At 62.7% G+C, this 14,323-nt stretch carries 15 protein-coding genes; 2 read left to right on the top strand and 13 right to left on the bottom strand.

All coding sequences use genetic code 11. The annotated features are described in order from the left end of the window. Nucleotides 1-38 precede the first annotated feature (38 nt). The 8 genes from CAF76_RS24750 to CAF76_RS24715 all read right to left on the bottom strand — a co-directional run bounded on the left by CAF76_RS24750 (nt 39) and on the right by CAF76_RS24715 (nt 8,186). On the bottom strand, nt 39-1,322 hold the full coding sequence (locus CAF76_RS24750; RefSeq protein ID WP_085648891.1) for an FAD-binding oxidoreductase: 1,284 nt from the start codon (nt 1,320-1,322) through the stop codon (nt 39-41). A gap of 147 nt (nt 1,323-1,469) precedes the next feature. Continuing rightward, a complete protein-coding gene (locus CAF76_RS24745; protein WP_085648892.1) occupies nt 1,470-2,834 on the bottom strand; it encodes a glutamine synthetase family protein in 1,365 nt (454 codons plus the stop codon). 425 nt (nt 2,835-3,259) lie between these two features. Then, complete coding sequence (gene chrA / locus CAF76_RS24740) at nt 3,260-4,603, bottom strand: chromate efflux transporter (RefSeq protein WP_085648893.1); 1,344 nt, start codon at nt 4,601-4,603, stop codon at nt 3,260-3,262. Nucleotides 4,604-5,004: 401 nt separating this feature from the next. Beyond that, the gene (gene moaE / locus CAF76_RS24735) at nt 5,005-5,466 is read right to left on the bottom strand and encodes a molybdopterin synthase catalytic subunit MoaE (RefSeq protein WP_085648894.1); all 462 of its coding nucleotides are present in this window, start codon (nt 5,464-5,466) and stop codon (nt 5,005-5,007) included. A 3-nt stretch (nt 5,467-5,469) separates the two neighbouring features. Continuing rightward, a complete protein-coding gene (locus CAF76_RS24730; RefSeq protein WP_007957033.1) occupies nt 5,470-5,721 on the bottom strand; it encodes a MoaD/ThiS family protein in 252 nt (83 codons plus the stop codon). Continuing rightward, on the bottom strand, nt 5,718-6,203 hold the full coding sequence (moaC, locus tag CAF76_RS24725) for a cyclic pyranopterin monophosphate synthase MoaC (RefSeq protein ID WP_039770876.1): 486 nt from the start codon (nt 6,201-6,203) through the stop codon (nt 5,718-5,720). The genes CAF76_RS24730 and moaC overlap by 4 nt, the downstream gene beginning before the upstream one ends. Further along, nucleotides 6,200-7,042 (bottom strand): formate dehydrogenase accessory sulfurtransferase FdhD, encoded by an 843-nt coding sequence (fdhD, locus tag CAF76_RS24720; RefSeq protein ID WP_085648895.1) that lies wholly within the window; start codon nt 7,040-7,042, stop codon nt 6,200-6,202. The genes moaC and fdhD overlap by 4 nt, the downstream gene beginning before the upstream one ends. 244 nt (nt 7,043-7,286) lie before the next feature. Next, nucleotides 7,287-8,186, bottom strand: a complete 900-nt coding sequence (locus CAF76_RS24715; RefSeq protein ID WP_085648896.1) for a LysR family transcriptional regulator — start codon at nt 8,184-8,186, stop codon at nt 7,287-7,289. A gap of 297 nt (nt 8,187-8,483) precedes the next feature. On the opposite strand from CAF76_RS24715, the gene moaB reads away from it, so the two are divergent. Further along, on the top strand, nt 8,484-9,023 hold the full coding sequence (moaB, locus tag CAF76_RS24710; protein ID WP_039770868.1) for a molybdenum cofactor biosynthesis protein B: 540 nt from the start codon (nt 8,484-8,486) through the stop codon (nt 9,021-9,023). Continuing rightward, nucleotides 9,020-10,225, top strand: coding sequence for a gephyrin-like molybdotransferase Glp (glp, locus tag CAF76_RS24705; RefSeq protein WP_085648897.1), 1,206 nt, complete (start codon nt 9,020-9,022; stop codon nt 10,223-10,225). The genes moaB and glp overlap by 4 nt, the downstream gene beginning before the upstream one ends. Before the next feature lie 6 nt (nt 10,226-10,231). Here the strand turns inward: glp and CAF76_RS24700 are convergent, their stop codons facing one another. The 5 genes from CAF76_RS24700 to CAF76_RS24680 form a co-directional block, all read right to left on the bottom strand. Next, nucleotides 10,232-11,029 (bottom strand): MipA/OmpV family protein, encoded by a 798-nt coding sequence (locus CAF76_RS24700; protein ID WP_085648898.1) that lies wholly within the window; start codon nt 11,027-11,029, stop codon nt 10,232-10,234. A gap of 100 nt (nt 11,030-11,129) precedes the next feature. After that, a complete protein-coding gene (locus tag CAF76_RS24695) occupies nt 11,130-11,618 on the bottom strand; it encodes a GFA family protein (RefSeq protein ID WP_085648899.1) in 489 nt (162 codons plus the stop codon). Nucleotides 11,619-11,768: 150 nt separating this feature from the next. Then, a complete protein-coding gene (locus CAF76_RS24690) occupies nt 11,769-12,386 on the bottom strand; it encodes a DNA-3-methyladenine glycosylase (protein ID WP_085648900.1) in 618 nt (205 codons plus the stop codon). 3 nt (nt 12,387-12,389) lie between these two features. Beyond that, entirely contained in the window at nt 12,390-13,187 is a 798-nt protein-coding gene (locus CAF76_RS24685; protein WP_085648901.1) for an isocitrate lyase/phosphoenolpyruvate mutase family protein, read from the bottom strand. A 23-nt stretch (nt 13,188-13,210) separates the two neighbouring features. Continuing rightward, complete coding sequence (locus tag CAF76_RS24680; RefSeq protein ID WP_085648902.1) at nt 13,211-14,293, bottom strand: bifunctional transcriptional activator/DNA repair enzyme AdaA; 1,083 nt, start codon at nt 14,291-14,293, stop codon at nt 13,211-13,213. Between the last annotated feature and the right edge of the window lie 30 nt (nt 14,294-14,323).

Genomic DNA, 14,323 nt, shown 5'->3' with positions numbered 1-14,323 from the left:
CTGTGGGAGCCAGCCTGCTGGCGATAGGGCCAGACCTATCAGCGCAGTTTTTCCAGCATCTGGTAGTACCACATGCCCGCCGCCAGCATCGGATTCCCCAGCAGATCCCCCATCGGCACGCGAATGTGCGAGCACGCGGCAAACGTGTCGAACTGCTGCATCTGCCCGGTGATCGCCCGGCTCATGATTTCGCCCATGATGTGGGTCGTGGCGATGCCGTGGCCGGAGTAGCCCTGGCAATACCAGACGTTGTCCGAAAGCTTGCCCAGTTGCGGAATGCGGTTGATGACGATGCCCATCGCGCAGCTCCACTGGTAGTCGATCTTCACCCCTTTGAGCGCCGGGAAGGTCTGTTCGATGCACGGCCGCAGTTCGCCGGCGATGTCCCGTGAGTCCTTGCCGCTGTAGTTGGCGCCACCGCCGAACAGCAGGCGACCGTCGGCGGTGAGGCGGTAGTAGTCGAGGACGAAGCGGCAGTCGTAAACGGCGAGGTCTTCAGGGTTGATCTGTTTGGCCAGATCGCCCAATGGTTCGGTGGTGACAATGCCGCCCATGGCCGGGAAAATCTTGCCCTTGAGCTGGCCCGGTTCGAGTTTGTGGTAAACGTCGCCGGCCAGCAGCACCTGATTGGCGTCGATCCGGCCGTGGGCGGTGCGCACGGCAGGGCTGGCGCCGTGAATGATCTCCAGCACTTCGCTGTTTTCGAAGATCAGCGCGCCGAGGCTTTGCGCCGCTCGCGCCTCGCCGATGCACAGGTTGAGCGGGTGCAGGTGCATGTTGCGGGTGTTCTTGATGGCGCCGTGGTAGAGATCGCTTTGCAGCAGATCACGGACCTGGCTGCGGTCGAGCAGACTGACCTCATCGCCCATGCCTCGGCGCACGGCTTCGTCGTAGTCGCTGCGCAAACCGGCCATATGGCTTGGCTTGTATGCCGCATGCAAATGGCCGTGCTTGAGGTCGCAATCGATCGCATATTTCTCGACCCGTTGTTTGATGATTTCGTGCCCGCGCCAGCGCAGGTGCCAGATGAAATCGTCGACCTCATCGCCCAATGTGTTGCGCATCTGTTTGCGCATCGCGCCGTCGCCGGACAGGCTGCCCGTGACCTGCCCACCGTTGCGCCCGGTGGCGCCCCAGCCGATCTTGTGGCTTTCGACGATGGCGACTTTCAGGCCTTTTTCGGCCAGTTCCACGGCCGTGGCAACGCCGGTGAAACCGCCGCTGATGATCACCACATCGACCTGGTGCCGGCCTTGCAGGGTCGGGTAGTCGGTGTCGCGGTTGAGGGTCGCGGTGTAGTAGGAATTGCTGCGTTCAGTCATTTTTAGTTCCACACAAAATTCGGGAGGCAGAGTGCAATCCTTGTGGGAGCCAGCCTGCTGGCGATGAGGGCCTGTCAGACACATGGATGGTGAAGGACACACCGCTATCGCCAGCAGGCTGGCTCCCACAGGGTTCAGTGGGAGGCGTCAGGCCTCTGTGAGGTACCAGCGCCAGTCCTGCTCACCCACTTCAGCCATGAACTGCCGGTATTCCGCACGTTTCACTGCCAGATACACCCCGAGAAATTCCTGCCCCAAGGCATCCCGCGCCCACACCGAATTTTCCAGCGCCGTAAGCGAGGTCAGCCAGTCGGTCGGCAGCAATTCTTTCGCCTGCGCGTAACCGTTGCCTTCCACCGGTTCACCCGGATCGATGTCTTCTTTTACTCCGCGATGAATGCCCGCCAGAATCGCCGCCGCTGCCAGATACGGGTTGGCATCGGCGCCGCAGATGCGGTGTTCGATGTGCCGTGTGTTGGCCGGGCCGCCGGGCACGCGCAGGCTGACGGTACGGTTGTCGACGCCCCAGGTCGGCGCCAGTGGCGCGTAGCTGTTGGCCTGGAAACGGCGGTAGGAGTTGGCGTTGGGGCAGAACAGCAGCAGCGAATCGAGCAACGACGCGAGCATCCCGCCAATCGCCGTGCGCAGCAGCGGGGTGCCCGCTGGATCTTCGGAGGCGAACAGATTGCGTCCCTCGGCATCGGCGAGGCTGACGTGCATGTGCATGCCGGTACCCGCCAGATGATCGAACGGCTTGGCCATGAAGGTCGCCTGCATGCCGTGCTTGTGCGCTACGGCTTTGACCAGCCGTTTGTAGCGCACGGCCTGGTCCATTGCTTCCAGCGCATCGCCGTGTTCGAGGGTGATTTCCACCTGGCCCGGCGCGTATTCCGAGATTGCCGTACGCGCCGGAATGCCGTGCAGTTTACAGGCGCTGTAGAGGTCGGCAAGGAACGGTTCGATCTGCTCCAGCTCACGCAAACCGTAGACCTGCGTGTGTCGCGGTCGCCCACCGTCGGCATCCAGCGCCGGTTGCGGACGGCCGTTGTGATCGCGTTTGGCGTCGAGCAGATAGAACTCCAGCTCGCAGGCCATCACCGGGTGGTAGCCCTCGGCTTTCAGGCGGTCGATGACTTTGATCAACAGGTGGCGCGGGTCGGCGATGCTCGCCGGCATGCCTTGTTCCGGGTGCATGCTGACCTGCACCGCCGCAGTCGGAATCTGCCGCCACGGCAGGCGCACCAGACTGCCTTCCAATGGGTAGGCGCGGCAGTCGATGTCGCCGACGTCCCACACCAGGCCTGAGTTTTCCACGTCTTCGCCATGCACAGTCAGACCGAGGATGGTGCTCGGCAGCGGGCGGCCGCTTTCGTACACGGCGAGCAGTTCTTCGCGGTGCAACAGCTTGCCGCGCGGCACGCCGTTAGCGTCGAGGATGAACAGCTCGATCATGTCGATTTCGGGGTTCTGCTCGAGAAAGTGACGGGCGTCTTCAATGGCTGCGAATTTCATAATCAATCACTCACGATGGCGCCGCACAGGCGCGCAGATTCGGGCCGGACGCAGCTCGGCAAAAGGCGCGGGCGTCCTGGCAGGGATATCGAAAAAAGGGGGGGAGCTGTCGCGGTTTTTTATCGGCGCGATCAGACAGGCAGGCAGATATCCGGCGGGCGTGCGGAGTGACGCAGCTTGGAACGGCTCAGGGCCATGGGGAGATTGACGATGCGATTCATGCGCGGCCCCTGTGAAGGAGGGCGCACAGTGCAGAGACGTTCAACGATTCTGATTGTTGTGGTGACGTGCTCATGACGCGTGTTTCCGTTGGCGGAAAACGTCGGCGGCGGGAGTGTCCCGCCAGGCCGGTGTGGCTGGATAGTAAGGGGGAATCCCCGGATAAGTAAACGCCTGTTTCCGCAGGCGTTGGCGTGCACCCCGGTTCAACGCAGCAGATAAAACCCCAGCCCGACGAGGGCGCAAACGATCAACACCTCGATTACCCCGCGCTTGAAAAAGAACAGGGCGACGGCGGCAGCCAGGGCCAGCAGGATCGAGAAAATGTCCGGTTGCCCGGCGAATCCATTGGGCCAGAACACGTGCCAGGCAAAGAAACACGCCAGATTGAGGATCACCCCGACCACCGCCGCCGTGATCGCGGTCAGCGGCGCGGTGAACTTCAGTTCATTGTGCGTCGACTCCACCAACGGCCCGCCGGCGAGGATGAACAGGAACGAGGGCAGAAAAGTGAACCAGGTCACCAGCGTCGCGGCCAAGGCTCCGGCGGCGAACGCGTGTTCCGGGCCGAACGTCGGTTGCACGTAAGCGCCGACGAACCCGACAAACGCCACGACCATGATCAGCGGTCCCGGCGTGGTTTCGCCCAGGGCCAGGCCGTCTATCATCTGCGTTGGCGTCAGCCAGCCGTAATGCCCGACCGCGCCCTGATACACGTAGGGCAGCACGGCGTAGGCGCCGCCGAACGTCAGCAGCGCCGCTTTGGTGAAGAACCAGCCCATCTGCGTGAAGGTGCCGTCCCAGCCGAACAACGCGGTCAGCAACGCCATGGGCAGACACCATAGCAACGCACCGATCAGCGCCAGACGCAGCAGCCTTGGCAAGTTGAACTGCGCATGTTCGGGCGGCGGTGTGTCGTCATCGATCAGCGCCGGGCCGAAGGATTTTTCGCCGCCGCGATGGCCGCCGTTGCTGAACCGCTGCGGCGCCCAGCGTCCGCCGAAATAACCGATCAATGCCGCGCCGAGCACGATCAGCGGGAACGGCAGGTTGAAGGCAAAAATCGCCACGAACGCTGCCCCGGCGATCGCCCATAACCAACTGTTCTTCAACGCTCGCGAACCGATGCGATGGGCCGCGTGCAGCACAATCGCGGTCACCGCCGGTTTGATTCCGTAAAACACCCCGGCTACCGCCGGCACATCGCCGAACGCGATGTAGACCCACGACAGAGCGATCAGAATCAGCAGCGAAGGCAATACAAACAGCACTCCGGCCAATATGCCGCCAGGGGTTCGGTGCAGCAGCCAGCCGATGTAAGTCGCCAATTGTTGGGCCTCGGGGCCTGGCAGCAACATGCAGTAGTTGAGCGCATGCAGGAAACGTCGCTCCGAGATCCAACGCCGGCGCTCCACCAGTTCCTGATGCATGATCGCGATCTGCCCGGCGGGGCCGCCGAAGCCGATGCAGCCGAGTTTGAGCCAGAACGGCCAGGCCTGGCGCAGGGTGATGGGTTGAGGACGGGGCAAGTCTTTTGGCGTTTGGCTCAAGTGTGGCTCCCGAGTTGAGTTGTGGTGGAGCGGCTATCTAATCAGGCTTTTGTTAAGGAGTGGTATCGAGATTGCAGCCCTCACCCCAGCCCTCTCCCGGAGGGAGAGGGGGCCGACCGAGGTGTCTTGCGTCATACATCGACCTGAAGAATCGAGTCGATTATGGATTCAGCACACCGCCCTCAGACTGGCATCCGGATTCAACACTATGCGTTCAGTTCAGTTCAGTTCAGTATTCGGATTCGGCAAACTGCCCTCAGACTGGCATCCGGATTCAGTCCTATGCGTTCAGACCGGCATCCGGATTCAACGCTATAGGTTCAGGTCGGCGTAGTACTGCAATATCCCCGGGTCGGTTCCCTCTCCCTCTGGGAGAGGGGTAGGGTGAGGGCTTTCGGTCTTCAGGCATGCGCCAGACTCCAGCGAAACGCCGCATCCTGATCACTCTCCCGCGCCTCGACCCAATGCGAACCGTCAGGCGTAGTCTCACGCTTCCAGAACGGCGCACGGGTCTTCAGCACATCCATGATGAACGCACAGGCCTCGAACGCCGCATGCCGATGCTTGCTGCTGACGCCAACGAACACGATCGGTTCGGTCACTGACAGCGCGCCGACCCGATGCACAATCTCCACCGCCAATAGCGGCCAACGCTCGCGGGCCTGTTCGGCGATCTGCTCCAGAGCCTTCTCGGTCATGCCCGGATAATGCTCCAGAAACAGCTCGGTCACCGACTGCCCGACGTTCAGATCCCGCACATAACCAATGAAATTCACCACCGCGCCCACCCGTGGATTGCGCGCATGCAGATTGGCAATCAACTGACCGGCATCGAAGCCTTTACGCTGGACTCGAACACCCATGTTTCAACCCCCCGTGACCGGCGGGAAAAACGCAATCTCGTCGAAATCCTCGATTGCCTGATCCGGCTGACACAGTTCCTGATTCACCGCGCACATCAGGTTGCCGGCGCCGAGCACTTCACGCCAGACATCGCCGCGCTGCATCAGCATCTGCCGCACGTCCTCGACACAGGCGAGGGTGTCGCTGGCCGGAATCTTTTCACCGCCCAGATTGAGCCGGTCACGGTAGCTGGCGAAGTAGTTGATCAGAATCATTGCGGGTTCTCCCATTGAAAGTGGCCGGAGCGGCCGCCCTGTTTGCTGAGCAGGCGGATGTCGCCGATAACCATCGCCCGGTCCACCGCTTTGCACATGTCGTAGATCGTCAGCGCGGCGACGCTGGCGGCGGTCAGGGCTTCGAGTTCAACGCCGGTCTGGCCGGTGAGGCGGCAGGTGCTGGTGATCTGCACACGGTCCGGTTCACAGGCCTTGAGCTCGACGTGGATAGAGCTGAGCAACAGCGCATGACACAGCGGAATCAACTCGTGGGTGCGCTTGGCCGCCTGAATCCCGGCGATCCGCGCGACGGCGAACACGTCGCCCTTGGGGTGGCCGTTGGACTGGATCATTTGCAGGGTTTCCGGGCGCATCTGCACCCAGGCTTGCGCGGTGGCTTCGCGGCGGGTGGCGGCTTTGTCGCTGACATCGACCATGTTGGCGCGGCCCTGATCGTCGAGGTGGGTGAGGGTGTTACTCATGCGGAGGGCTCCTGGATCGGGCTGTAGATTCGCGGGGCGTTGCGGTGCGGGACGTGGATCAGGTTCAAGCGGTGCTTGAGCGCCCAGCGCACGGTCAGCGCGGTGGGGGCAGACAGGCTGACGAGGGTGCCGAGGCGGGCGCGCACGGCTTTGTGGATCAGTTCCAGGCTGCAACGGCTGGTGACCACGACGAAGCCCTGAAGCGCATCGAGACCTTCGAACTGCAAGGCGCCGATCAGCTTGTCGAGGGCGTTGTGGCGGCCAATGTCTTCACGGCACAGCAGCGCTTGGCCGTCGGCGTCGAAGTACAGCGCTGCATGCAGGGCGCCGCTGCTGCGGGCCAGTTGCTGGGCCTGCTCGATGCGCTGGCGGATGCCGTTGAAATGCGCGGCGGGTGGCAACGGTGTCGGCGTCAGGATTTCCAGTTGCGGCAGCGCCTGCTCAAGGGCTTCCACACCGCAGAGGCCACAACCGCTGGTGCCCGCCATTTGCCGGCGGTGATCCTTCAGGGCCCAGAACGCGCGGCTGGAAATCTGCACGTCGGCCTGGCAGGCCTGGTCGAAATGGGTCAGGCGAATGTCGTGGATATCGTCGAGGCGGTTGACGATGGCGTTGCTGAGGCTGAAGCCGCGAATGAAGTCTTCGATGTTGCCCGGCGAGACCATCATCACCGCCTGATTCAGGCCGTTGTAGCTGATGGCCAGGGCGATTTCCGCCGCCAGTGCCGCGTGGGACACCGGTGCGTCGTCGAGGTATTCGCGGTAGGCCACTTGCGCCGGTTGTGGCGCGGGAGCGTTGGCGTCGCCCGGTTCGATGAGTTGTTCAACTTGGCACAGCATCCTGAAAATCCCCGAAGCGCTGAAGTGGGTTCAGGCTACGGGGCAGGGAAAAGTGCGTCCAATCGCTTGTTCCGATGCAGTGATTGGATTGGTCGATGACCCTGTGCGGAAACAGTGAGCATTCACTTTTGAAGTGGATGTTGGCTGTTCGGGCCTCATCGCGAGCAGGCTCGCTCCCACAAAAGATTGCATTCCAATGTGGGAGCGAGCCTGCTCGCGATGGCGGTCTTATATTCAACAATGTCTATTCGGCAGGCGCCTCGATCCCGAACATCTTGCGCGCCTCGGCAAAACACTTCTCGGCAATCGCCGAGCGCGGTTCGGTCTTGCGCATCACCAGCCCCAGCGGCGCGAGCACACTGGCATCCGGCAGGTTGATGAAAGCCAGGTGTTCGATCGGCTCTTCCAGTCCGCTATCAAGCGGCATGATCGAGCAGCAGAAACCCTGGTGAATCGCCTGCAGCAATTGATAGGTCGAATCGCTTTCCAGGATCGGCTGCGGATTGAGCCCGCGACTGCGGAAGCTTAGGTCGATGGATTTGCGGTAGTGCATGCCGGTGGTGATCATCCCCAGCGGCAGTTCGGCGGCGTCTTCCCAGCTCATTTCCGGGCCTTCGAAATGGAAGTGGCGGGTGTCGTAGAGCAGGCCGACGCGGGTTTCGCCAATCTCGAAGAACTCGAAATAGTTCGGGTTGACGTGGTCCAGATAACACACACCCAGGTCCAGCTGATTGTTGCCCAGGCCCTCGATGATCTCGTCCGAACTCAGCGACGACAGGCTGTATTTCAGCTCCGGATAAGTCCCGGACAAACCCTGAATGTAATTGACCGGATTGAAGTTGCTCAGCGGCACCAGCCCCAGCCGCAGGCTACCCACCAGTTGCCCCCGGCAGGCAGCGGCTTCGGCAAACAACCCGTCGTGGGCCGCCAGCAGCGTGCGGGCCCAGGCCAGTACGCGCTCGCCGGCCTGGGTGAAACCTTCGAAGCGCTGGCCGCGATTGACCAGCACCAGATCCAGCTCGTCTTCCAGATTGCGCAGGCGCATCGACAGGGTCGGCTGGGTGATGTGGCAGCGCGCGGCGGCCTGGCCGAAGTGGCGGGTTTCGTCCAGCGCGATCAGGAACTTGAGTTGTTTGATGTCCACGACGGCACCTGCTCGATAAGGAATTTTGATTGAGTATTGACGCAGATGCGTACAGCGCACGGAAAGCGCAGGGAACGACGATCCCACTGATGGTTTTTTTCGTCCAATCGGCAGTGTTTAAGAGCCTATCGAGGGTTTCGATGACCCCCGGTTTCATTGGGCCGGACAGCGGTCGAGGGGCTGAAAAAAATCACCGATAGAGCAGGTCGATAGTGTGGTTGGCCAGAGTGATTAGACAGTCCTTACAGACGGCACTTAGGCTCGTCTCCATTGAATTGACGACGGCCGGAGAGTGCCATGAGTGTGAAATCGGATGCCTTGTTCGTTCCCCTGAATATTGCCGTGCTGACGGTCAGCGATACCCGCGATTACGCCAGCGACACCTCCGGCCAGTTGCTGGTCAGCCGCCTGCTGGAGGCCGGCCACACCTTGAGCGAACGCAACCTGCTCAAGGACGACCTGTACAAGATCCGCGCCCAGGTCGCGCAGTGGATCGCCGACGACGGCATTCAAGTGGTGCTGATCACCGGCGGCACCGGGTTCACCGGGCGTGACAGCACCCCGGAAGCCGTGGCTTGCCTGCTGGACAAGCAGATCGACGGTTTCGGCGAACTGTTCCGCGCCATCTCGATTCTCGACATCGGCACCTCGACCGTACAAAGCCGTGCGCTGGCTGGCCTGTCCAACGGCACGCTGGTGTGCTGCCTGCCGGGTTCCACCGGCGCTTGCCGCACCGCGTGGGAAGGCATCCTCGCCGAACAACTGGATAACCGTCATCGCCCGTGCAATTTCGTCCCGCACCTCAAACCGGTGCAAGCCTGCGGGCCGCGCGGATGAGCAAGCCGGGATTGATGCCGGTCGAGGACGCTCTCGACCAACTGCTGGCGATGGCTGATGAACAACGCCTGCCGGACAGCGAATCGGTGCCGCTCAATGACGCGCGCGGGCGCGTGCTGGCCAGCGATCTGGTCGCCACCCTCGACTTGCCGCCGTGGCCGAACAGCGCCATGGACGGTTATGCCTTGAACCTCGCCGACCTGCATCGCCAGCCGTTGAGCGTGTCACAGCGGGTCTACGCCGGGATGGCGCCGGACGCCTTGCTATCCGGCACCTGCGCACGGATTTTCACCGGTGCGCCGTTGCCCATGGGCGCCAATTGCGTGGAGATGCAGGAAAACGTCGAGGTGCTTGAGGACGGCCGCGTCCGTTTCCTGCAACCGCTGAAGGTCGGCCAGAACATCCGTCCCCAGGGCCAGGAGAACCGCGTCGGCGACACCTTGCTGCGCGCCGGCAAACGCCTCGGCCCGTTCGAGCTGGCCGTCGCCGCAGGGCAGGGCATGACCCATTTGCCGGTGGTGCGTCGTCCGCGCGTGGCGTTGCTGTCGACCGGGGATGAACTGGTGGAACCGGGCCAGCCCTTGCGTCCCGGTAGCATCTACAACAGCAACCGCACCTTGCTCGACCACTGGTTGCGTGAACTGGGTTGCGAAGTGATCGACGCCGGGATTCTGCCCGATCGTCCGGCGCAGACCCGGCTCAAACTCGAGCAACTGCAAGTGGCAGCCGATCTGATTCTGACCACCGGCGGCGTATCTGCCGGTGATGCCGATTGCCTCGGCCAGGTGCTGCGCGACAACGGCAAACCGCTGCTGTGGAAACTCGCGATCAAACCCGGCAAACCGCTGACGGTCGGCCATTTCGGCACAGTGCCGGTGATCGGTCTGCCGGGCAATCCGACCTCGGCACTGGTGACCTTCGGCCTGCTGGCGCGCCCGTATCTGCTGCGCATTCAAGGCGTGGAAGAGGTGATGCCGCTGAGCTTCACGGTCAACGCCGGTTTCGACTGGCCGAAACCCGGCAGCCGTCGGGAGTATCTGCGGGTGCGTCTGGAGGGCGGGCAGGCGGCGCTGTATCCGAACCAGAGTTCCGGGGTGCTGCTCGGTGCGACCTGGGCCGATGGACTGGTGGAAATCCCCGAGAACAGCACCTTGCAGATTGGCGACCCGCTGCGTTTCATTCCGTTCAGCGAGCTGTTCTGAGCGCGATCAAAAGGTGTAGACCACTTGTCCGGCCAACGAGGTCTGCAACCGGCGCTCGACAATCGGGCTGTCGGCCGCTTCGTGGCTCAGGTACTGCACCGCCAGCACGGTCGACACGCTCCATTGTTCATCCAGCGGCAACGACCAGGTCAGATCCGCGCCGCGACTGACCAGGCCACCTCGGGCGTTGTAGGCCCGGAACTGGCTGCGCGAGGCCTGGGCATCGCTGACGCCGTACCAGGTGCGCATGTAGTTGCTGTCGCCGAACTGGCTGTTGAGGCCGCCGGTGACTTTGCCGAAACGTCCTTCGTAGAGCGGAGCGCTGATGCTCAGCTTGAGGCGGTTCCACGATGAGCCGGTGTCATGGTCATCGTCATCCTTTTCCAGCGCATGCTCGAAACTCGCGCCGAGGATGATCGGGCCCATGTGGTACGTGCCGTCGAGCCCGATCACCGGGCGAGACTTGATCGAACCCATGCCGTTGAGCTCGTCCGAGCCTTTGAATCCGGTCTTGCGATCCTTGCGCACGTCGCTGGCGCCGACGTAGACGCTGAGGCCGAAATCCTCTTCGTCGAAGCCCCAGCCGAGGCCTCGGCTGCTGTCGAGAAACACGCCGTAAGGGCTGACGATTTCGACACCCACCAACGGCGCCACCACCCGCTCATCACTGCCGCTGTAACGCGGCGCACTGGCGGCACCGGCGCGCAGGGTGGCGTGCCAGTCTTCGGCGCGCAGCGAATCGCCCGGCAGCAGCAGGCAGAGGGAAGTCAGGGACAGCGAAAATGTGCGTAACGAAACCGGCATGGGGCACCCGAAGGGAAATTGGATGCGCCCATGCTAGTGAGGGGGCGGCCGGCAATCTTTGGCAGCTTTGTCGGGAAACTGTCAAAGACTGTGAAGGCGGTTATCGGGTCAATTTCAGTCGTTCGTGCCATTGGGCGATGGATTCTTCCGGGTAGACCTTGAATTGCTGGTCCCTGGCGCTCGCCTGCACTTCGACCCACGGGGCTTTCGAGCCGAGCATCAGGTGGGTGTGTTCCGGCGGCACCGGCAACGGCGTGTCGATCGCCGAGGCGAACGGGTGGATCAGCTCCGGCCATTCCGGGCTGAACAGCCACAGGCCGCTGCCGCACTGCGAGCAGAAGTGCCGCTCGGCGCTGCTGCGGTGGGCGCGGGCGTCGCCTGCGTCTTTCATTTTTGCGTGGTAGATCGTGATGTGTTTGCGCCCGCGTACCTTGAGACTGGCCGCATCGCCGCCGAGGTTGATCGCATAGCCGCCACCGCCCTGGGTCTTGCGGCAGATCGAGCAGTAGCAGCGCTGATAAGGGTAGGGGTGGGTGCTGTCGAGGGTGAATGAAACCGCGCCGCAGTGGCAGGAGCCTTCGAGGTGCATGAGTGGCCCTCCGGTGGTTTTTGTCGGTGCGGTTCAGCCTAGAAGAGATGGGGTGAGTGTGCTGCCGCCATCGCGAGCAGGCTCGCTCCCACATAGGGAGCGCATTTCAAGTGTGGGAGCGAGCCTGCTCGCGATGAACGAAAACGCGGTCTACGGCTTGGCTACCCGCCACAGATACCACGCCGCCACCGTGCGAAACGGACTCCACGCCAACCCGATCTCGATCATCTGCTTGCGCGTCGGCTGCACCTCCAGCCCCTTCAACCGCCGATACCCCTCGCGAACCCCAAAGTCATCCGCCGGCAGAATATCCAGCCGCTCCAGGCTGTAGATCAGCAACATCTCTACAGTCCAGCGGCCAACCCCGCGCAGGCTGACCAAGCGATCGATCAGCGCCTCATCCTCCATCGCCAGCGCGGTCGGGTAATCCGGCACCACACCGTCCAGGGTCGCCTGGGCAATCCCCTGAATCGTCGCAATCTTGCCCGCCGAAAACCCGCAACTGCGCAGTCGGTCGAAGTCCGTCGCCAGAATCTGCTCCGGACGCGGAAACGACTGCCCGGGAAACAACCCCACCAGCCGCCCGACAATTGCATCGCCAGCCCTGGCGTGCAGTTGCTGATAGGCAATCGCCCGCACCAGCGACTCATAAGGATCGCGCGCCGGGTGCGGCTGGTGCAGGCAGGGGCCGACCGCAGCGATGTGGCGCTGCCAGTCGGCGTCGAGGCTGGCCAGAAAATCACTGGCCGGTTGGTAGGAATCGGGCATGAGTTACTTCAGCAGACCGTTGACTTCGCCATAGGTGAAGGCCTTGAGGTCATGGGTGTCGAGCTTGCCGCTGGCGAGGAAGCTTTTCACCAGTGAGCCCATGGCGCCGTACAGGAACTCGGCGATCCCGGAACCGGCGCTCAAGCGGCGCACGCCAAGGGTTTGCAGTTCTTCGGGAGAGGGCAGGCAAGCGAAGCCCAGGACGTTGACCGGCAGGGTCGTACCTTTGCAGATCGCTTCGATTTCGTAGGAGGACGTCACCCCGGCAGCGAACAACCCATCGGCCCCTGCTGCCTGATAAAGCGCGGCGCGGTGCAGGGTTTCGGCGACGCGATCCTCGGCAGGCACCAGACTTTTCAGATAAACGTCGGTGCGGGCATTGATGAACAGCTTCACATTGCGCTTCTCGGCCACTTGTCGCGCGACTTCGATCTTGCGCACCAGCAGTTCCGGCGTGCCGCTGCCGTCTTCGATATTGATCCCGACCGCACCCGCAGCGATCACGGCATCGATCACTTCAGCGACCCGGTCGAGGTCATCGGAATAACCGGCCTCGATGTCCACGCTCAACGGCACTTTGATGACTCGCGCAATCGACTCCACGCTGCTGATCAAACGCTTGAGCGGCAGAGTATTGCCGTCCGGGTAACCGTGGGCCCAGGCGACCGCGGCGCTGCTGGTGGCGACGGCTTTGCCACCCAGTTGCTCGACCAGTCGCGCGCCTGTGGCGTCGGCAACGTTGGTCAGGATCAGCAGGCCATCGTGGTGCAACTGGTGAAACTGAGTGTCGAGCGCGTTCATCGAGATCCCTTCTTGTCGGTTGTTCAGAAAGCCAGTTGTTGCGTCAGCTGCACGGCGGCATTTTCCAGCCTGAGCAAAAACGCCTTGCGCGGTTGACCACCACCATAGCCGGTCAGCGAGCCGTCCGCACCGATCACCCGATGGCATGGCACCACGATCGACAGCCGATTGTGCCCGTTGGCCAGCCCCACCGCGCGACTGGCACCGGGTTTGCCCAGCCGTGCGGCGATGGTGCCGTAAGTGCTGGTGTGGCCGTAGGGGATTTGCCGCAGTTCGCTCCAGACCTGGCGGGCAAACTCGCTGCCGGGCAGGTGCAGCGGCACGCTGAATTCGCTCAGCTTGCCGGCGAAGTACATCGCCAGCTCGTTGTCGATCTGCTGCAAATGCGCATTGTGCCCCGGTGCGACCACGTAGCCGTAGCGGTTCTGCAGTTCTTCGACTTCCCGGGTCAGCGCCGGGCGGTCGAGAAACTCCAGCAGCACCAGTCCACGGCGTTCGGCCATGGCGATCATCGGCCCCAGCGGCGTGGTCAGGCGAGTGAACAGCAGCGGCTCGCTGGCTGCCGCGCGTCCCGGCGTGATGTGGAACGATTTCTGAAACGCATCGCGAAAACCGCTGAGGGATTCATAGCCGGAATCGAACGCGGCGTGGTCGATGGACGTGCCTTGCTTGATCCCGCCCAACGCCATGCCGAGCCGGCGGGTGCGCAGCCACGCGTGGAAGGTCATGCCGAAATGCTGCTTGAACCAGCGCCGCAATTTCAGCGGCTCGATGCCCTCGGCGAGCAACTGCGCATCGCTCCAGCGCAGTTCCGGATCGGCGTCGACCGCTTTGAGCAGCCGCTGCACCCAATCCGGAGCGTTGGCGGCAGCATCCAGCGGTTTACAGCGCAAGCAGGCGCGGTAACCGGCGGACAGGCACTCGTCAGCGTGGGCGAAGAACTCGACGTTTTCCGGTTTCGGCTTGCGCGCGGTGCAACTGGGGCGGCAGAAGATCCCGGTGGTTTTCACGGCCGTGAAGAACACGCCTTCATAGGCAGTGTCGCGTTCGAGCATGGCGCGAACCATTTCGGCGTGAGGGGGCAGGACAGCGGTCTGTATGTTCATGGGCCGAGGATAAAACCAGTTATTCGATGG

The organism is Pseudomonas sp. B40(2017) (assembly GCF_002112855.1).
GTDB lineage: Bacteria > Pseudomonadota > Gammaproteobacteria > Pseudomonadales > Pseudomonadaceae > Aquipseudomonas > Aquipseudomonas pharyngis.
Note: the sequence above shows the minus strand (reverse complement) of the source record. Positions and strands in the feature narration are given on the sequence as shown.